The 16,940-nt window shown below is 62.3% G+C and carries 27 protein-coding genes and 1 tRNA gene; 14 read left to right on the forward strand and 14 right to left on the reverse strand.

What is annotated here, in order from left to right:
* The first annotated feature begins 6 nt into the window (after positions 1-6).
* The gene (locus ASF44_RS31020) at positions 7-930 is read left to right on the forward strand and encodes a PEP-CTERM sorting domain-containing protein (protein ID WP_082524742.1); all 924 of its coding nucleotides are present in this window, start codon (positions 7-9) and stop codon (positions 928-930) included.
* Between the two features lie 296 nt (positions 931-1,226).
* Here the strand turns inward: ASF44_RS31020 and ASF44_RS31755 are convergent.
* The 3 genes from ASF44_RS31755 to ASF44_RS12895 all read right to left on the reverse strand — a co-directional run bounded on the left by ASF44_RS31755 (position 1,227) and on the right by ASF44_RS12895 (position 2,641).
* Positions 1,227-1,308, reverse strand: a tRNA-OTHER gene (locus ASF44_RS31755).
* 113 nt (positions 1,309-1,421) lie between these two features.
* Complete coding sequence (locus ASF44_RS31760) at positions 1,422-1,949, reverse strand: hypothetical protein (protein WP_156374478.1); 528 nt, start codon at positions 1,947-1,949, stop codon at positions 1,422-1,424.
* A 353-nt stretch (positions 1,950-2,302) separates the two neighbouring features.
* Positions 2,303-2,641, reverse strand: a complete 339-nt coding sequence (locus ASF44_RS12895) for a hypothetical protein (RefSeq protein WP_156374479.1) — start codon at positions 2,639-2,641, stop codon at positions 2,303-2,305.
* A gap of 218 nt (positions 2,642-2,859) precedes the next feature.
* Between ASF44_RS12895 and ASF44_RS12900 the strand changes: the two genes are divergently transcribed.
* Positions 2,860-3,177: a hypothetical protein gene (locus ASF44_RS12900; protein WP_156374480.1), complete on the forward strand. Its 318-nt coding sequence runs from the start codon at positions 2,860-2,862 to the stop codon at positions 3,175-3,177.
* A 31-nt stretch (positions 3,178-3,208) separates the two neighbouring features.
* Here ASF44_RS12900 and ASF44_RS12905 read toward each other — a convergent pair whose 3' ends face one another.
* The 6 genes from ASF44_RS12905 to ASF44_RS12930 form a co-directional block, all read right to left on the reverse strand.
* Positions 3,209-3,628 carry a hypothetical protein gene (locus ASF44_RS12905; RefSeq protein WP_056899642.1) on the reverse strand — a complete coding sequence of 140 codons (420 nt, stop codon included), beginning with the start codon at positions 3,626-3,628 and terminating at the stop codon, positions 3,209-3,211.
* Between the two features lie 342 nt (positions 3,629-3,970).
* A complete protein-coding gene (locus ASF44_RS12910; RefSeq protein WP_235579209.1) occupies positions 3,971-4,861 on the reverse strand; it encodes a toprim domain-containing protein in 891 nt (296 codons plus the stop codon).
* Positions 4,861-6,405: a DEAD/DEAH box helicase gene (locus ASF44_RS12915; RefSeq protein WP_056899644.1), complete on the reverse strand. Its 1,545-nt coding sequence runs from the start codon at positions 6,403-6,405 to the stop codon at positions 4,861-4,863. The genes ASF44_RS12910 and ASF44_RS12915 overlap by 1 nt, the downstream gene beginning before the upstream one ends.
* On the reverse strand, positions 6,405-7,340 hold the full coding sequence (locus tag ASF44_RS12920; protein ID WP_056899645.1) for a hypothetical protein: 936 nt from the start codon (positions 7,338-7,340) through the stop codon (positions 6,405-6,407). Before ASF44_RS12920 ends, ASF44_RS12915 begins: the two co-directional genes overlap by 1 nt.
* Entirely contained in the window at positions 7,333-7,623 is a 291-nt protein-coding gene (locus ASF44_RS12925) for a hypothetical protein (RefSeq protein WP_056899646.1), read from the reverse strand. The genes ASF44_RS12920 and ASF44_RS12925 overlap by 8 nt, the downstream gene beginning before the upstream one ends.
* Positions 7,620-8,111, reverse strand: coding sequence for a phage regulatory CII family protein (locus tag ASF44_RS12930; protein ID WP_056899647.1), 492 nt, complete (start codon positions 8,109-8,111; stop codon positions 7,620-7,622). Before ASF44_RS12930 ends, ASF44_RS12925 begins: the two co-directional genes overlap by 4 nt.
* Positions 8,112-8,117: 6 nt before the next feature.
* Between ASF44_RS12930 and ASF44_RS31765 the strand changes: the two genes are divergently transcribed.
* The gene (locus ASF44_RS31765) at positions 8,118-8,468 is read left to right on the forward strand and encodes a hypothetical protein (RefSeq protein ID WP_156374481.1); all 351 of its coding nucleotides are present in this window, start codon (positions 8,118-8,120) and stop codon (positions 8,466-8,468) included.
* Between the two features lie 6 nt (positions 8,469-8,474).
* Here ASF44_RS31765 and ASF44_RS12940 read toward each other — a convergent pair whose 3' ends face one another.
* Complete coding sequence (locus tag ASF44_RS12940; RefSeq protein WP_056899649.1) at positions 8,475-8,675, reverse strand: helix-turn-helix transcriptional regulator; 201 nt, start codon at positions 8,673-8,675, stop codon at positions 8,475-8,477.
* A 65-nt stretch (positions 8,676-8,740) separates the two neighbouring features.
* Here ASF44_RS12940 and ASF44_RS31025 point away from each other — a divergent pair, with 65 nt between their 5' ends.
* Positions 8,741-9,517 (forward strand): S24 family peptidase, encoded by a 777-nt coding sequence (locus ASF44_RS31025; RefSeq protein ID WP_082524743.1) that lies wholly within the window; start codon positions 8,741-8,743, stop codon positions 9,515-9,517.
* A 105-nt stretch (positions 9,518-9,622) separates the two neighbouring features.
* On the opposite strand, the gene ASF44_RS12950 is transcribed toward ASF44_RS31025, so the two are convergent.
* The gene (locus ASF44_RS12950; protein ID WP_056899650.1) at positions 9,623-10,183 is read right to left on the reverse strand and encodes a hypothetical protein; all 561 of its coding nucleotides are present in this window, start codon (positions 10,181-10,183) and stop codon (positions 9,623-9,625) included.
* 135 nt (positions 10,184-10,318) lie between these two features.
* Between ASF44_RS12950 and ASF44_RS12955 the strand changes: the two genes are divergently transcribed.
* Together ASF44_RS12955 and ASF44_RS12960 are read left to right on the forward strand one after the other, a co-directional pair.
* Positions 10,319-10,612: a hypothetical protein gene (locus ASF44_RS12955; RefSeq protein WP_056899651.1), complete on the forward strand. Its 294-nt coding sequence runs from the start codon at positions 10,319-10,321 to the stop codon at positions 10,610-10,612.
* A 76-nt stretch (positions 10,613-10,688) separates the two neighbouring features.
* On the forward strand, positions 10,689-10,922 hold the full coding sequence (locus tag ASF44_RS12960; RefSeq protein WP_056899652.1) for a hypothetical protein: 234 nt from the start codon (positions 10,689-10,691) through the stop codon (positions 10,920-10,922).
* A gap of 31 nt (positions 10,923-10,953) precedes the next feature.
* On the opposite strand, the gene ASF44_RS12965 is transcribed toward ASF44_RS12960, so the two are convergent.
* Both ASF44_RS12965 and ASF44_RS31030 read right to left on the reverse strand, forming a co-directional pair.
* Positions 10,954-11,232 (reverse strand): hypothetical protein, encoded by a 279-nt coding sequence (locus ASF44_RS12965; RefSeq protein ID WP_156374482.1) that lies wholly within the window; start codon positions 11,230-11,232, stop codon positions 10,954-10,956.
* Between the two features lie 195 nt (positions 11,233-11,427).
* The gene (locus tag ASF44_RS31030; protein WP_082524744.1) at positions 11,428-12,033 is read right to left on the reverse strand and encodes an Arc family DNA-binding protein; all 606 of its coding nucleotides are present in this window, start codon (positions 12,031-12,033) and stop codon (positions 11,428-11,430) included.
* Positions 12,034-12,126: 93 nt separating this feature from the next.
* Here ASF44_RS31030 and ASF44_RS33275 point away from each other — a divergent pair, with 93 nt between their 5' ends.
* From ASF44_RS33275 to ASF44_RS13000, 7 genes are read left to right on the forward strand one after another with little or no spacing between them, the layout of a single operon-like run.
* On the forward strand, positions 12,127-12,318 hold the full coding sequence (locus ASF44_RS33275; RefSeq protein WP_082524745.1) for an Arc family DNA-binding protein: 192 nt from the start codon (positions 12,127-12,129) through the stop codon (positions 12,316-12,318).
* Complete coding sequence (locus tag ASF44_RS12975; protein WP_056899655.1) at positions 12,315-13,085, forward strand: BRO family protein; 771 nt, start codon at positions 12,315-12,317, stop codon at positions 13,083-13,085. Before ASF44_RS33275 ends, ASF44_RS12975 begins: the two co-directional genes overlap by 4 nt.
* Positions 13,082-13,519: a hypothetical protein gene (locus ASF44_RS12980; RefSeq protein ID WP_156374483.1), complete on the forward strand. Its 438-nt coding sequence runs from the start codon at positions 13,082-13,084 to the stop codon at positions 13,517-13,519. The genes ASF44_RS12975 and ASF44_RS12980 overlap by 4 nt, the downstream gene beginning before the upstream one ends.
* Positions 13,516-13,860 (forward strand): hypothetical protein, encoded by a 345-nt coding sequence (locus ASF44_RS12985; protein ID WP_056899657.1) that lies wholly within the window; start codon positions 13,516-13,518, stop codon positions 13,858-13,860. Before ASF44_RS12980 ends, ASF44_RS12985 begins: the two co-directional genes overlap by 4 nt.
* On the forward strand, positions 13,857-14,315 hold the full coding sequence (locus ASF44_RS12990; RefSeq protein WP_056899658.1) for a hypothetical protein: 459 nt from the start codon (positions 13,857-13,859) through the stop codon (positions 14,313-14,315). The genes ASF44_RS12985 and ASF44_RS12990 overlap by 4 nt, the downstream gene beginning before the upstream one ends.
* Positions 14,312-15,067 carry a hypothetical protein gene (locus tag ASF44_RS12995; protein ID WP_056899659.1) on the forward strand — a complete coding sequence of 252 codons (756 nt, stop codon included), beginning with the start codon at positions 14,312-14,314 and terminating at the stop codon, positions 15,065-15,067. The genes ASF44_RS12990 and ASF44_RS12995 overlap by 4 nt, the downstream gene beginning before the upstream one ends.
* Positions 15,064-15,933: a hypothetical protein gene (locus ASF44_RS13000; protein WP_056899660.1), complete on the forward strand. Its 870-nt coding sequence runs from the start codon at positions 15,064-15,066 to the stop codon at positions 15,931-15,933. The genes ASF44_RS12995 and ASF44_RS13000 overlap by 4 nt, the downstream gene beginning before the upstream one ends.
* A 72-nt stretch (positions 15,934-16,005) precedes the next feature.
* On the opposite strand, the gene ASF44_RS13005 is transcribed toward ASF44_RS13000, so the two are convergent.
* The gene (locus ASF44_RS13005; protein WP_056899661.1) at positions 16,006-16,239 is read right to left on the reverse strand and encodes a hypothetical protein; all 234 of its coding nucleotides are present in this window, start codon (positions 16,237-16,239) and stop codon (positions 16,006-16,008) included.
* Between the two features lie 140 nt (positions 16,240-16,379).
* Between ASF44_RS13005 and ASF44_RS13010 the strand changes: the two genes are divergently transcribed.
* Entirely contained in the window at positions 16,380-16,778 is a 399-nt protein-coding gene (locus ASF44_RS13010; RefSeq protein ID WP_056899662.1) for a hypothetical protein, read from the forward strand.
* Positions 16,779-16,940 lie beyond the last annotated feature (162 nt).

The raw sequence follows: 16,940 nt of genomic DNA on the forward strand, positions 1-16,940 counted from the left end.
AAGTCCATGACTTTCATCCGGCCTACCTTGGGCGCCCTTGCCTTAATCGCCGCAACTCTTGCCTCTGGAGTCGCCAATGCCGCTCCTACCACGTTTTATTCGACAGCGAATGTTCTCGCTGGAAATAGCGATGGATCGGGAGACTGGGTGGTTGGTGCGGCGAACACAAGCATCAAGGACAGCTTGTCGAACACCTCCGGCTCTGTCACCTACTCTGGAACGAATGTTGGCGGCTCTGCCGCCGCAATGACCTTCTCCTATGCGGCTCGCTCTATCTCGGGTTCTGGCGGACTGAAAGCGCAAGCATCGGCCAACGTTTCGACCCCTTTCGACGACCGGTCCCCAGTTGTTGGGCTTGATCTAACCCCAAACTACTTCTTCACGGTCGCCACTGCTGAGATGAATGACACTTTGACCGTCCAGTCCGACATTCCTCTCAGCTATGTGACTGTTTCGATCCGCTTTCACGGAGATGCCCTTAAATCCACCAGTGATGAACGAGTCCTGTCTTATGGAACGCTTAGCGGCTGGAATGGTGCGCTCGCGAATTCAACAGAAGGAGCAAACGACTTTACTGTTAACTCGGGTCGTTTGGCGGTAACAAATGGAACCTTTGATCTGTACCTTCATTTGCGAGCAGCGCTGTACATCGATATCACGCAGAAGGAGGGCGATGTCCTCAACGATTTCTACATAGGTAACGCCGACTTCTTCAACACCGCGACAATTGAAAGAATTTCTGGCTTTGATGCCGCAGGAAAACCGCTTGACGTTGCGACCGTAACTGGAACCGACGGATTCAGCTACCAAACTGTGCGCGTGGTCGATCCAACTAATCCGGGAAACGAGGTTCCCGAGCCTGGTTCGCTGGCACTGATCGGGATTGGTGTCGCGAGCATCGCCGCAATTCGGCGCCGGACACGCCGCTGATCTCAGATCTAGTAACTCCCAACCGAGCCCACCAGCCGCCAGGTTGCATGATCCATCCCTTAAGCTTTGACATGCAATGAGTGCGCAACGGTCAACTCGGGCGGTCCGTCCTGTCGCATCGGGGAAGTTTGGACTTGAAGCCTGATGCCGAGGCAGAGCTGGGACGGGCAGGCCAATCGGCTCCGGCGCACGAAAGTCGCGAAGCCGACGCCATCGGTCCCAGGTCCGCAGCCTTGCATGGACAGCCTCCAGAAAAGGAGACGCCCGTCCTGCTTTGAAGGGGCGAGCCTGAATTGGGGTGGCGACCGGAATCGAACCAGCGGCCTCAACGCGCTGTGATGCAGCTGCGGAGCGCTCTACCTGCTGAGCTACACCACCGAATGGAATGACGCCTTTGGATCAAGCCAAGCGGAATTCTTCGACCAATTCTAAGACCTAAACTTGAAGCCTCAACGCGAGGCGTTGCGGGCACTTGACATTAGTGACTTGCGCTACTTCAATAAAGCGATGTAACGCATACCCTCACCCGCTTGAATTGACTGCCTTGCAAGAACTTCTTCGAAATAGCCCTCGTGAAGGTTGTAGGTCAGTCGGGCACCCTCCGCAAAAAAGGTCTTTGCGGTTCCTTTATCGCAAACCCCCTCTTTGACGCAAACTGCGAGATCGTCGTAGAACTCTGAGACAAGCAACAGCGCCGATCGACTTTGGGCCTCCTGCAATACGTCAGCGACGTAAGTAGCGAAAACCGCCCTCGTGGTGTTCTTGTCACGCAGTTTGGAAGCCAATGCCAGTTGACGGGTGGTCCAAGTTTCGGCAACTTTGGCCGATGCCTCAGCAACGTTCCCTGTGCGGAACTCATCCCGAAACTTCATGGTTCGCTCTACACGATCGCCATGCAGCTTCCCGGCGTACTGCCAAAGACCGAATACACCACCCACAATCAGGGCGACGACCCCCACCCACGGCACTAGCACCTCCGTCAACACCTTACGCCGAGCCCACATCACATCTGAAGCCATCCGAATGGCTCCTCTATTTCTTGATCTTGCAGAAGTCCGTCCGATCCTGGCAAATGTCGGGGACTTTCAACTGGCTGCGATGCCCTTCCGGAGGAGGGGCCGACGCAAGAGCTGTGACTACAACGCCAGAGAACAAAACAACAGCAGATAACCAACGCATCTAAATTCTCCAAAAGGAGTAGTTGGTCAATCTTGCTCTCTTGTAGTCCTAAGGTCAACACGGCCTAGCAAAAATGCAAGGGAAGGACGAAACCGACGCCGGGCCAGCGTTGGGGCGCCGCGTACTCCTGGTCATGCTGCCGCTGACATGGGATGCCGTTAGCCCACGTCTTCGAGCAGCGAGTTGATGCTGACTAGTCCAGATCGTGATTCCGGCGCAGGTGCTCACCCAGCTGAGACGCCATCTTCGAACGGCGCCCTTCGCTGTCACCTGCACCTTCGTCCACGTAACGGTTGTGCTCAACGATCTGCAGATCGAGATACCGATCGCCGATTACCTCGAACGATTCGCCGCCAGGAAAGCGCAGAAAGAGCATTCCGCTCTCATCGTCGTCACCACCAACGACTGCGGTGACGCTGACCCCCGTAATGACGTTGATCGCCATTTCTTCGCTTGAACTGCGGGCAGCGGTGAACTGCTCCAACTCGTTCAACGCGTTGATCACTCTTCGGCCTCGGCCCAATTTGCTCATGTCGTCCCCTTGAAAGGCTCCAACATACTCGCCGGCAAGGTCCCAGAACGCAAAAGCCCTCCACATGGGAGGGCTCGTTCACCGAGCTTACCGACACCGCCGCCTCCAACATGGATGGGCGACCCTGGTTATGCGTTTTCGCTCAGTCGTTGGGGCGCACGATATCAGAAGTTGGGATTTGAAACAAGGGTCTTTCATCCAGACCACAGGATCGGCCAATGACGCCGATAAATCTTTTGATGTGGTGCAAGCGGGTCATCCAAAACATACTTTCGCTGCGATTCAAGTTCAAGAGATTTCCGCTAGTCCTGCAGCGGGACGATAAGGAGGTCGACTTGGCCAGTGTTGAAGATTTGGGGGACCAGTGGGAGGATGCGGCACGCCGGGCTGACCAGCTGGCCGGCCAGGTGCAGGCACTTGTCAAAGCAGGCGAGACTCCTCCAGGGGAACTACTTGCCTTGGTGGCCGCCGCGGAAGAAGACGTACAGAGAAAGCTCCTCGACATCGAAGCGGCTCGCCGCGCGCAGAGAACCTGAACTGCAGCGGCGGGCAGCCGTTGAAGACCCATCACTCCGCTTCCCGGTTGATCAACATCTGCCGGCCGTCGCGCACCAGCTTGGCAAGGCCCTCCATGGTGGTGCCGAGCGCCTGGCACGCGCGTTTCGGGCTGACGGGCTTGACGTAGTGCCAGTTGATCGCCGTCCGGTTTGACTGCGGCAGCGCGGCCACGGCTTTGGCCATCTTCGTGGCGTCTGCCGTGTCCAGCACATCCGAGATCTGGTAGGCCATGTCGGCCCGCACACGAGGGGGCGGCGGCGTCATGCGGAACATGGGCGAGGTCATCGGCGCCGATGTGCCGTTGCACCAGCGCGCCCAGTTGGCCAAGCGGCGATCCATGAGACGCTGATGCGGCTCCACCGCGTGGAAATCGATGGGCGCCCGGCCGCGGCGCTCGGTGTTCTGGGTTCGTTCTGCGATTGCGTTCATGGCTTCCTTCTGGTCTAACAAGGTGGTCAAGGACGGGGAAGAACAAGGGTCAGTTCTCTAAGGCAAGGCTGAAGACCCGGTGGGCTGCGCATACCACCCCTTACCCAGGGGAGACCTGGGAGGCGTGGCATGCGCATGAGGCAGTGGCAGTGAGCCCAGCGTTCAGCGCCCTGGTGGTGGCCGATGCGCCCCAACAGGTAGCCCAGACTTACAGCCCCGCATCGGGACCCTGCGCACGCTCTAGGCGATCCACCCACGTTTCGGCTTTGCACAGACCGGGTAGCCGAGGTCTTGGCCCTTGCCCCCGCGTATCGAGCCGCTGGCAAGGGTTGCGAGGCTGCCCTAGGGCATGGCCACCTCCTGCGTACGAACGCGCATCAGGAGCCCGCAGACGGCCAGCAAGCCAGCGCGCACGTGCATATCGTTGGCATCCTCACCGAGTACGGGGCTCATGCAGTACGGCAGGCCTGTGGCCTGCGCTGCGCGCTCCCCTGCCCCGCTCTTGTCGTTGTCGGCGAACACGTAGCGCTTGCCCTGCTTCGTCTGCCCAGCGACCAGCGCCATGTTCAAGTCGCTGAAGCACACCAGCACCGCAGCGTTGAGCCGCATCTGGCGCGCGGCCGCCTCGACCGACAGGCCCGTGGCGTACCCCTCGCAGTAAATCGTCTCCATGGCGCGCGGCGAGCCCAGGCGCAGCACTGCGCCCTGAGCCCGCATGCCATAGGTCATCTTCTTGACCCAGCGCATCACGCCGGGCTCCTCCTCGGTGTCCGCCCACCGGATGACCTGGGCGCCGCGCAGTTCGTTGGTCTTCCAATCGCGCATGGGCACCAGCAGGCCGCCGTCTGGCAGCACCAGGCCCTCAGCGTTCGGGAAGCCCTTGCGGTACAGGTAGTCGTGATGGTGCGGCTGCGTCTCGCGCAGCAGCTCGGCGGCGCGGTGCGCAGCCCGTTGCTGCAGGCGCAGCTGGTCCTCGCGCGCCGCCTGGCGCTTGGCCTGCCATGCGCGCTTCTCTTCCTCGGTCCAAGGCTTGGCGTTCGGATCGTTGAACCAGTGCGTGCGCTTCTCGCCATCCCAGGCGAAGACCCAGCCGCGCTGCCCGTCCCAGAAGTACGCGCCGTTCGTGCTCTTCGGGTGCTCGACCGTGGGGCACCGCTTGACCTTTTCGCTCGGGTTGAACTTGGAGAGGTTGATCTCCAGCCCGTGCACCCGCGCGAAGTTGATGAAGTCCATCATGCGGCGGCGGCCTCCGCACGCCGGCGATGCGCGTTCGCAATCTGTCTGGCCTTCTGCTTGCCGTTAAGACCTGCCGTCAGCGCGGCCGGCACGTCCACCGGTCGCGCGTCATCGAAGCGCGGGAAGCGCGGCGGCTCGCGGCCCGTCAGCTCCTTGAACTGCATGTAGGCATAGCCGGCCTTCTTTTGCACCCAGCTGGTCTGACGCGCAAAGCTGCACAGCTGCAGCCACAGGTCGGAATCGCTGCTCTTCAGCTTGTGCTTGCCGATGCTGATTTCCTGCATCACGCCGGCCTCGTGCGAGATCAGCGAGCGGTCTTGGATCTCGTGCCCGCAGGACATGCACCGTTGACGGAACGGCTTGTAGCCGCACTTCGGGCAACCCTTGCGCTCGCGTTCGTCCTGGTCGTCGTAGCGGACCTTTTTGTCCAGGGCCTCGCCCATGTCCAAGGTCTTCAGACCGTTGAAAAAGATCTCGGTGTAGTCCTCGGCGAAGCGCGTGATGTTGCCGCTGTGGTCCAGCAGGATGCAGTCGGCTTTCCCGGTGTCGAGCGAAGAGCGCAGGCCGCGCCCCCACATCTGAATGGCGGTCGACAGCGACCTGCGCAGCGGACGGCAGTCCACCACGCAGCCCACGTCCTGCACGTCGAAGCCCTTGGCCAGGGCCTCCACGCTGATCAGGATGCGGATCATCGAGTCGGGCTTGGCGAACTCCCTCACCAGCTCATCGCGCACCGGCTTCGGCGTGTCCTGCGTGAATGTCGCCGCGTAGACGCCCACCTCGCTGAAGCGACGGCACAGCTCTTCGCAGTGCGCGATGGTGGCGCCGAACACGATGGTCTTGCGGCCTTCTGCATGGCGCAGCCATTCGGCCACCACGTCGCCGATGATCTCCATGCCCCGTTCCTCGGCCGCTGCATGAGTCCATTCCCCGTCGCTGCCGATCTTGGCGCCGGCCATGTCCGGGCGGCGCGCGGACAGCACGCGCATGGGCACCAGGATGCCCTCCTGCGTCAGCTGGTGCATCGTGGTGTTGCTGATCAGGTTCGTGAAGATCTTCCCGAGCCCGCGCGAGAACGGCGTCGCGGACAGGCCGAACACGCGCGCCTCGCTCTCCATGGCGAACTTCACCCAGGCCTCGCGCTGGGTGTGCGCCTCATCCACGATGACGACATCGAGGTTCTTCGGCCAGCCGCGGCTCTCGATGCTCTGGATGCTCGCGATCTGGAAAGGCCGGCTCCAGTCCTGGCGCGGGTGGTCGCCCTGGATCACGCCGTGGTCACGCAGGCCGTATTCGTCGGCCCGCGCGCTGGTCTGGTCGATCAGCGTGATGCGGTCGCAGATGAACGCGACGCGCTTGCCGGCCTTCAGGGCCTTGTGGCACAGGCGCAGACCCAGGTAGGTTTTGCCGGCACCGGTGGGAGCCATCACCATCTGATTCTTGTGCCCGTCCACCAGGCCCTGCGCCACCAGCTTCATAGCCTCGGACTGGAATGGGCGTGGCGGCTTGAAGCCGGCGGGCGCGGTGTCGAACAGCTCCATCACGCGCCGCCCTTCTCCGCCTTGTTCTTCCAGAACTTCAACGACTTGGTCAGCTCAGAGATCTCGGTGAGCATGCTGTCGAGACGAGCCTGCAGGCCCTGCGCCAGCTTGCGGTACTTCGAAGCCTCAGCCACCGCGGCGGCGAGCCTGTCCTCGGCGCCCACCACGGCGGCCAGGGTGTTTGCGTCCTCCTGGGCACTGGTCAGCTGCTCGCGCAGCGCCGCGTTCTCCTGCTCGAGCATGTGCTGGCGGTCTTCCGCTTCGGTCTTCGCCTGCGTGGCTTGAGCAGCCTTGATCTCGGCGTTGACCAGCTTCACGGCGGGCACCTTCTTGGGCTTGCCGCGATGCTTGGCCGCATTGCCAATGTTGGACGTCTGCATGACGGCGGTGGTGCCATGCTTGGTCGTGTAGATGCGCGGCACACCTCCCGACTGCTGAATTTCCTCAAACCGCTCTCTGACGTGCGCGGGCGTCTCCGGCGGCGGAACGAGGGTCACATGTTTTTCCGCATGTGAGCGCTCTTCTTTCACGGCGCGCACGAGATCGCGTGACACAGAACATTGGCGGGCCAACTCGGCGTCTGGCCAAGCGGCCCATTCGGCGTCGTCCAAGAGCGTGTTGAGCGCTTTGCGCTTGTCAGCGCTTGTGCGCTTCAGGCCGTGGGTGGCGTTGGCCTTGACCGAATGCAGGATGGCATCACGGCGTGTGCCGGGGACGACGTTCTCGTAGATCTGCGTCAGCCCGGCCTTCTTCGCGCCGAAGAACCGGTGGAAGCCATCAGCCAGCCAGCGGTCAGTGCCGTCGAAGTACACGATCACGGGCGGAAACTGCGCGCCGGCCAGAAAACCATCTGCGTACTCGTCCACGACGGACTGGTTGAGCTCGACGCGCGCCTGCGTGCCGCCGTCGATGCGGATCAGGTCGAGGTCAAGCATGCATCGCCTTCCGAACCGCCAGTTGCGCAACCTCCGCCCGATACTGCGGGGACTGCGTGCTCCGCCTGCGGACGTACTGGTTGCTGCCACGCGCAAGCCAGTGGCACCAGGTCGCGGCATATGCAACCCGCTGCGACGTCTTCATAGCCTTGAACCACTCGGTCTCGACGAGAACATCGAAGATTCGTGCCGGCATCGGGATCACGGCATCGCGATAGGCCTCGAACTCTTCGACCGTCATTGCAGGAAATGCCGCGCTCAACGGGTGTTGCTGGTACGTCATGCAGCCTCCCGGACCGCAAGATCAACGACCGCACGGCGGCGCTGGCCCTCGGGCTTGCCGGCGTCGTGCGCTGCCTGCAGGTGCGCGAACAGCGCAGCCTGGGCAGCCATCGATTCGGCGAACTCCTTGGTGATGCGCACCATGTCGGCGTCCTTGATGCCTTTGGCGCCAGCGTTGGCCGCTGCCTGCGAAAGGAACTCGCCGAACTCCTTGGCCGACTCAGCGATGCGGCATGCATCGGCGGCGCTCATGGTGCTGGTCGACTCGATGGGCACCAGCACATAGCCAAGCTGGAAAGCCATGGCCTGCAAGGGCGAGTGGTCGCCCGTCAACCGGCAGATGTCCACCACCTCCTCGGGGCTGCAATGGGCACTGGGGTGATTGGGTGCGACCTTGTGGCTCAGGCTGGTCGGCGAGACGCTCATGTACGCGGCCAAGCCGGTCGCGCCGTTCGAATCGTCGGGGCCTGCGCCGCGGAAGCCGCGCACAGCAGCGTGAAGAAGACCTCGGACGTTCATGCGCGAGCTCCTGGCAGATTGGGCGACTTGTTGGCAGTGACTTCGCTGGGTTCGCTCGGCACACTGGCGCCAATGAACTCACCAGAAAGACCAGACAGGTTCGACCCCGTTGCAGCCATGCCGCATGCAGACGGCACGCTCGTGATCAACGGGTCGGTGACGCTGCGTGTGCGTGCGCAGCCAGGCATCCCTGAGCAAAGGCTGCTGTCCGTGATGACGGGCCGCGTCGTCGGCGGGAAGTTGCTGATGAAGTTCAGGTCGGTGCCGCTGCCCGATATTCGCCAGCAGTTCGAGGCGCGGATGCGGCGCCAGCGTACGCAGCGATGAGCGATGTCACGCATGGGCCGGCACCTTCGCGGTCGTCAGCTCGATGTACAGCGCCTGCAGCGCGCAGTAGGTGCGTGCCCGCACGTTGACGACTTCGCCGCGCTCAATCTTGCTGATCGTGGATTGCGGGATCTTGGTGCGGATGGCGATCTGCACCTGAGTCAACTTCATCGCCCGCAGCGCGGCCAGGTAGTCTTTGGCGTCCATGAATAGTCCTTTGCGCTCATTGTTTCATGGCGCCAAAGAATATGCAAGTCAGATTAAATGATGGGATGCCAGACTCACCCCGCCTTGACACCCTCGGCCAGCGGATACGTCACGCGCGCGGAGTTGCGGGCTTGACCCAGATGCAGCTCGCTGAAGCGTCTGGGGTGAAGCAGTCGGATATCTCCAAGCTGGAGCGCGGCGACAGTCGTTCGACTACGGGCTTGGTCGCACTGGCTCGCGCGCTTAAGGTCGATCCCAACTGGCTGGACGATGGCGACACCGGTCCCGTGCTTTCTCTTGAGCTCAAGCGCCGCATCGCGGAGATCGACATCAAAGAACGTCAAGCCCGGCTCGGCCTGTCTCCTGTGGAGGCCATTAAGGCGCTGCCGGATGCAGCCTTAAGAGGTATTGATGTGGTGATCCCCCAGTTCGAGACTGGAGGCTCAATGGGAAGGGGCGTTGTTTTGGCAGATCAGCCAGGCGTGATCAAGGAGTGGCGCGTTTCCGAGCAGTGGGCGCAACAGAACATCCACCGGATCACGTCCATCAAGAACCTGGCCATCGTCACCGGCTTCGGGCCGTCGATGCAGCCACTGTTCAATCCGGGCGATCCGCTGCTCGTAGACCGCGGCGTGACGCGCGCGGACGTGGACGGTATCTACTTCTTCCGCGTGGGCGACGAGGGCTTCGTGAAGCAGCTGCAGCGCATCCCCACAGTAGCCGGTCTGGTGCTGCGGGCCAAGAGCTACAACACGCTGTACGACCCGTTCGACATCACGACGGGCATGGATTTCGAGGTCTTCGCGAGAGTCGTGAAGGTCTGGAAGGGCGAAGAGTTCTAACCCCAGGAGCACCCATGAGCAACAACAGCGAGACTTCCCCACCGCCGCCTCCACCGCCGCCGCCCAGTCCCCCTCCTGGGCCTCAGCCGCTAAAGAACGAGTACTTCAAAAAGAGCTTCGGGCAATGAAGACGAGGTGCTTCACGGTCGCATACGTCACAGGAGCGAGCGATATGGCAGCCGACGCCATCAACGCCCACCAAGGCGCCTTGACGGCAACTAACTTGTACGCTTCGTCGATCACCACGGACCGTTGGCTGCACGCGTCGGCATAGACCTGCACGCGCTCTTCTTCGAGCCTGATCTCCTCGCGTCTCGTCCGCTCTAGAGCATCGTCTGCGGTCGTGCCGGCTTTCAGCCATCCGTCGTAGTAACTAAGCAGCTTGGCGGGCCCAACCCCATAGGGAACGTCCTTCGATGTCGCACCGCCCCGCACTAGGGACGCCGCGCCGTAGAACCAGACTACAGCAAGGACGGCAATGCCTGCCCATTGTGCCAAGGGGTCCTTCGCACCGGCCTTTCCGAGTGCAAAGGCTGCCATCGCACCGCCACCAGCAATCAAAAGCGTAGCAAGCTTCACGGCACGATCGTGCAGATCGTCATAGCTCTTCCGAACAACCTCAAAGGTGCGCCCGCCGCGCTCTTCGACGAACTTCAAAGCGTCCATGTGACCTCCTTCGCCAATTGTCGCCCATCCTCAGACGCGACGACACAAGCAATTAATTATTCTATTACGCTTGACTTAATCATAATCTCAGATGAATAATGGCTCCAGGCCGGCACGGTGCCGGCAGGAGCAGAGATGGTTTCCAACCCCACCGAATACGCAGAGATCGCGGCCGCAGCTGAAAGCTGTGCCACGCTGACCATCGACCGCGGCCCGGTCAGCCTGCGGTGCCTGTACCTGCCGAACGTGGCCGAGGCCCAGGATGCCTACGACTTCGCATCAGCCGTGGCTCGCAGGAGCCGCGGCCGCAACTTCGGCGCCGCGGTGCACCTCTGCACGTTGGCGCGCATGGACGTCAACGAATGCGTCGAGCGGGTCGTGATCCGCGGGGGCCTGCTGCACATCGGTGTCCGGGGGCTGAGGGCATGAACACGCTCGCTGACGTCGCAACCGCCACCCTCTTGGGCATCGGCCTGGCATGTGCACTCGTGGCTTGGTGGGCCCAATGAGCCTGTTCCTGCACGCCCAGTTCGTCCGCCTGGACGACGCCGTTCGCATCCGCCATCTGGAAGAGGTGCGGGAAGCCTACGAACGCCGTCGGTACGCCGAACTCGAGGCAGCTGGCGTGTCGCTCAAGGAAGCCATCTTCACCGTTGACGACGAGATCCGCGCCGGCGCTGCGCTGCAGGCCAAGCCGGTGCGCGTCGTGCGGACAGCGGGAGGCGATGATGAAGTTTGAGCTCGCGGCATCGAAACGGCCGACCAATCGATCAAGCAGCTGGTGGGCCTGCAACCCCAACGTGTTCAAAATGAACCGTCATCATGATGCGACGCCTGTCGCCCTGATTCACGACAGAGAAGTGCCGCATTCGAATGGGGACCGTCTGCAGCTGCGCGTCGATGGGGCCATGCATCATCGCCGTGCCAGCAGCGTGGAGGAATCGCTCTTCACCGATCAACTGCACACTGAGAAGGCCCGGTTCGAGCAGGATGGCCACGATCTCCCCGAAGCCATCAAGCTCTTCGAACCTCGGGACGGTCAATTTCACAGACAAAGCGTTGCACTTCCACCACGAGCAAGCGGTGGAGCGATCTTGGCCTGGGGATCGCCTGCGGTCTGTCAGCCAGAGGGCCGAAAGCTCTCTCCATCAGGTGAACATGAAAACTCGCAGCCGGGCAGCATCGCGGAACAAGCACTGGCGCGGCCTGCGGGCCGACATGGGGCCGATTTGCCAGCAGGTAAGTCATTTCTGACTTATTCGTTTGCGCACAGTTTTAGGCGTCGCTACCTTTGCACGATCATCATCCCGCAAGTATTCGTGCAGGAGAGTTCGCTTAGCTTCGGAGTGAAGACGAACCCTGGCGACCTTGTCCAAGGCTGCTGGCTGTTTTGGCTCAAGCATCCTCTTAGCAGCAGCCAAATTCTTCTCTGCTTCTTCTGTCTTCACGACCAAGCCCATGTAGACATCTGGGCTGATGGCAGTGATAGCCGCAATAGCCTGAGAAGCAATTTCGTCGAACTCCTCGCGCTCTCCCCGCGTCATCAGTTCCTGGCCAAGAAGTTCGTTGGCATCCAATGCCTCCTGCAGATGCTGGGAGACAAGGGCCAAGTCCAACTGATGGGCATGGCTGCTCAAGGCGAACTGCGCCGCCCGGTGTTCCGCCTCGGCAAGCCTGTACGCGAGATGCTTGACAACGTCACCCGACTGCCCCGCCGGCTCGAAGGAGGAAGTCAGTCGAGCCACGATCTCCGCGTTCATGCTGCGGCCCGCCTCGTCCGAGGCAGCCTCTATCCGGTCCTTCAGTTCTGCAGGCAGTCGGATTTTGAGTTGCGGATCTTCACGGGACATACCCCCTAATTTAAACCACCGTGGTGCTTGCGCAATGGACCACGGTGGTCTATCATCAGATCAATGGACCACGGTGGTTTATTAAGGTAAAAAATGGATGCTGAGAAATCTGATGCCCAAGTGAAGATCCGGCTACCCGCCTCGATTCGAGACCGCCTGAAGGCAAGCGCCGCACTCAATCGTCGCTCGCTCATGCGCGAGATCGAGTTCCGAGTCATCCAAAGCATGAGCCGGGACGAAGTGCACCGGTGCACCCCAGGAGACACACAAGGAGTGGCGGCATGAGCAACATCGTTCCTTTCAACTTCGACGGCCATCGCGTGACCGTCATCTCTGATGAAAGCGGCGAGCCGCTCTTCGTGGCCAAGGAGGTTGCCTCCATCCTCGGCTACAGCGACGCAGAAGCGATGACCCGTCGCCTGGATGAAGACGAAAAGCAAAACCGACAGATCGTAGGTTTTGGCCCGCGAGGCGTCACCGTCATCAACGAGTCTGGCCTGTACTCCGCAATCCTTGCCAGCCAAAAGACCGAAGCAGGCCCGTTCAAGAAGTGGGTGACGAAGGAGGTGCTGCCCTCGATCCGCAAGACCGGCAGCTACACCGCGAAGAACGCCGTCGGCCCGCTCAAGGCCACGGCCGAAGCTGCGAAGGCCTTCCCCGCCCTGGCCCGCGTTGCTCGCATGTTGGGCTGCGACAAGAACGCGGCCGCCATCGCGGCAAACCAGGCGATCTTTGGGCTGACCAACATCAACCTGATGAAGCAGCTGGGCACGACGCACCTGGAGGCCGAGAAGCAGGACACGCTGTGGTTCACGCCGACCGAGTTGGGCCAGCGCTTCCACAACACCAGCGCCCGCGGCATGAACCTGCTGCTGGCCGAGGCCGGCCTGCAGGCCAAGATCAACGACAAGTGGGAACCGACCCAGGTCGGCCGCGAGTTCTGCCGCCTGTTCGACACCAGCAAGAAGCACGGCAGCGGCGTTCCGGTCATGCAGGTGAAGTGGTCGATCAACGTGCTGCCGATGCTCGGCGAGAGCAAGGAAGCAGCATGAATGCCGCTGAGCACATCAACGGCCCGCCGCGAAGACGACGGGCCAACGTAGGTGAGGCCATGTTCGCGCCAACGAACACGGCCTCGATGAAGCACCCACCCGATTCAAGAGAGGACGTTCACATGCCGGACGATAGCACCGTTACGCCTACGCGCGCCACAACTGAGGAAATGACCAGCAGCCGCCAAGTGGTTGCTGATCTGGACATCGACCACGTAGCGCGCAATGCTCTGCTCAAGATCGCAGGCCACGCCTGCGACATCCAGAACCTGATCGACATCACTTCGTCCCGCAAAGCCGAAGACTACCAGCGCGACGCCGCAACAAGCGCAGTGCGCGGCTTAGCCACCCTGATCGGTGCTACCTGCGTCGCGGCCACCAGCGATTCGGCCTCGTCCAGCATTAGCCTGTGGCTTCTGGGAGGTCAAGCATGATCGCCGACGTTATCAAGCACTCGACGCCGGTGGCCACGCACGAGACCGTCATCACCTGGGACACGCCGCAAGACGACGCCAGGGAAAAGGCGTCGCGGTTGGCGCTGGTCTGCACCGACGACATCGATGAAGCCTGCAGCTTGATGCTGCACCACGCAGCGCGCCTTCGTTTTGGCAGCTGCGACGAAGCGGAGTGTGCCAGCGCCCTGCGCCTGTATGCCGTGCGCATCAAGCAGCTGAACCGGGTGGTCGCCGACCACTTGGGCGTCGGCGAGATGCTGCTGCGCGACGCCTACATTGAGGTGCACGGCACGTTCCCCGCCGAAGGAGAGCTGCCATGACCACCTCCACCATCACCCTGGAGCGTCCCGTGTCGCCGTCTGCTGAAATCGAAGCTCCGGCGGCGCCGAATGCCTATGTGACGACACAAGAAGAGGTGCTGTTGGATCACCTCCAGCGCGCGGAAACTGTCGCCTGCTTGCTGTTCATGAACTACGGCGGCGAAGGCGCCTTCGAGAAAGCTGACGACGCACCCGGCGCTAAGGGCATGTGCGCACTGGTGGACTCCGAGCTGCAGGCCGCTGTGAAGATCGCGGCCCAGCTGAAGATCATGCACGGCGCCATCACCCAAGCTGCCGCAGTTGCGCAACACATGGCGGCCCTGTCGGTGGAACAGCTCTGCAGCGGCGCGCGCGGCTTCCGCCTCGGCGACCAGTTGATCGGCATGGCGTACTGGACGGTCGAAACCCTGGCCAAGCAGGCCTTCAACGACTTGACTTCGGGGGAATCGGCATGACCGCAGCCACCATCAAAAAGCCGGCCAAGGCTCCGGCAACCGTCGTGGCCGCCGAGCCGATGACGCTGGCCCAGGCCACGGGCGTAGCAATGACCGAGCTGTCCCAGGCGCTGGCCTTGATCGCGTCGGCACGGTCCACCGCTCAGCCTGGCCACTATTTGGAACGCACGCTGCGCATGGCAGAAGAGATCGGGCTCGATGTGATGGGCTGGATGGACCACGACCAGGAAGACCGCAACACGTGGACGGACCGCCTATATGACAGCCAATCCCTACTCATGTGCGCCGTGGCGTACAACGAGGGGCCGGCTAGCACCCTCTTGGCCCAACAGGCGGCCAAGCTGCTGGACAAGATCACCGACGACCTGGGGCAACCGTGCCAGGACCACCCGTCGGCCGTCATGGCAGCAAAGCCCGTCCGGGTGGAACTGGCGGAGGAGCAGGATCCCGAGCACATGGCCAACATGGCGCTGAGCATCGTGGAGGCGCTTTCGACCGCAACCGCCGACCACCTGATGTATGGCCTGGAGCGGATGACAACGCAGCTGACGGAGGAGGTCCACGACGCAGTGCGGGACCGCACCGAGAAAAGCGGCACCAGCGCCGCAGTACAGCTGGACGAGGTCATGGCGCTGGTGTCCTTCATGCATACCAAGCAAAGCGACCGCAACTGGAATGCACTCGGCGCAGTGACGCACTGCCTCAAGCAGACGCAGCGCCTGTTGGACGAGATGCGGGGAGATTGGAAATGAGCGCCGTCATCACGAAGAAGCGTGCGAGGGTCAAGACCTCCACCGCGGCCGAGGCGGCCGATCTGGCCCGTTACCTTGCGGGCCACCTGGGCGCGACCATCTCCATTTCTGAGAGCGCGTTCCACAACTGGCCTTTGCGGGAGCAGCTCGACCGTGCAGTGTGCATCCTGGGTCGCGTGTCGGATCCCCTCACGTTCGAGGCCATGCACGGGACACCCGACGGGGACTTGTCCGCGATGCTGCAGGAAGCCAAGGAGACGCTGGACCTGGAGATCGTGGCCATCGAACGCGATGCCGGCAGGAGCCTGAGCGGCGCGCTGCACGATGGCAGTTTGGCCCGCCACGTTCGGGACTGCTTGGTCGAACTGATCGACGCCTACGAAAGCGGTGCCGAGGGAATCGATAGTCTGCGCCGGCTGGCGACGTACGACGGCGCCATGGCGTCGATGTTCTCGCCCCGCAGCGCCGAGCCGCGCATCAGGGCGGAGGAGCCCGTCCATATTGCACCGCTTGCGCGTGCAGAGGTGGACGAGAACCCGCACTTCCTCATGGGCCAGGCCTTGGCTGTGCTCCAGTCGGCAGCCGAAAGCGATGGCACGTCGGACTCGCTCTGGGGACTGCGCAATCTGGCGATCTTCTGCGGCCAATGCGTTGACCAAGCGTTGGAGGATCGGCAGCCGCGCTCTTACAGCGAAGCCAGCGCAGCCATCGCGTCTCTGATCGACCTCATGGGTCTTCTGGGCGCCGTCGCGCCAGCCGACACGCTCGTCCACGCTGCTCAGTCTCTGCTGCAGCTGGCGAAGACCGAGTTCGATGGGCAGTGGCACGCGCTGGAGCAAGCCGAGAAGGACGCCGCACATGCATAGCACCGACGGACTGCGATCCACCGTGGCGCCGCGCCACGGCCTCGAAACTCAAGGCGCCGCAAGTAGCAGTGTTCAGCTCGTTATCCGCGGCGTGGGTGCTTTGCGCGCATGCTCGGACCAGGCGGCGTTGGCGAGCTCCACCTGCGACCGGGCAAACCGCCAAACGGTCCAGTCGTCGGCGCCGGGCCAATCGTCCGTGGCCATCTTCTCCTCGACGCGCTGCGTCGCGACCGCGGCCTCCTGCACGGCTTCATCGAAACGAGTCTGCAGCTCAAGAAACCGGCTGCGCCAAGATTGGCTGTCCATCGGCAATCCCCCTGGTGTACGTTGTTCGTCCCACGTCCTCTTTGATCGACGCGACTCTACCCTGACAGAACTACCAGGGCGTACGCATCGCTTTTCGACGGACGTCAGAGCGGTACTTGGCTCCGCGCAGGAGAACGGCCATGCATGACCGCATCGAAGTTGCGCCCGGCGTGTTCCGCCGCGTCCAGCAGAGCCGCGCCGTCTATTGCGGTGACGCAGACGATCTCCAGGCGGCGGGCCTGATCACTCAGGACATGCTGCCCGGCCAGCACGGCAATCCGCGCGGCATGTGCAGCTACCTGCGCAATGGGACGCGGGTCAAGCGCGGGGCCATCAGCCAGACCGCGCCCGGCCACACCAGGATCGTGCAGATTAAGGGCAAGGGCGGCACGTTCTTCGAGGTCTGGGTGCTGCTCAGTGCCCAGCGTCTCGAGGCCATCGACGCAGAGCGTGCGGCCACGCGCAACCTGCCTGCCATCGAGATCGGTGCCATGGTGTTCGCTGGCCTGCAATCGTCGCTTGAAGGAGTCGCAGCATGACCTACCGCCCCAACCCCGAGAGCCTGGCCGCCAAGGTCTGCTGCTGGTTCGCCCTGCATCCGGAATCGACCCTGACGCTTGCCGACATCGTTGACCGGTTCGTCATGCCTGGCGACAGTCGCAACGTGCACGCCCAGCTGGTCATGGCCATGGACCACGACC

Origin of the sequence: Pseudorhodoferax sp. Leaf274, from assembly GCF_001422445.1 — a bacterium.
Lineage (GTDB): Bacteria > Pseudomonadota > Gammaproteobacteria > Burkholderiales > Burkholderiaceae_C > Pseudorhodoferax.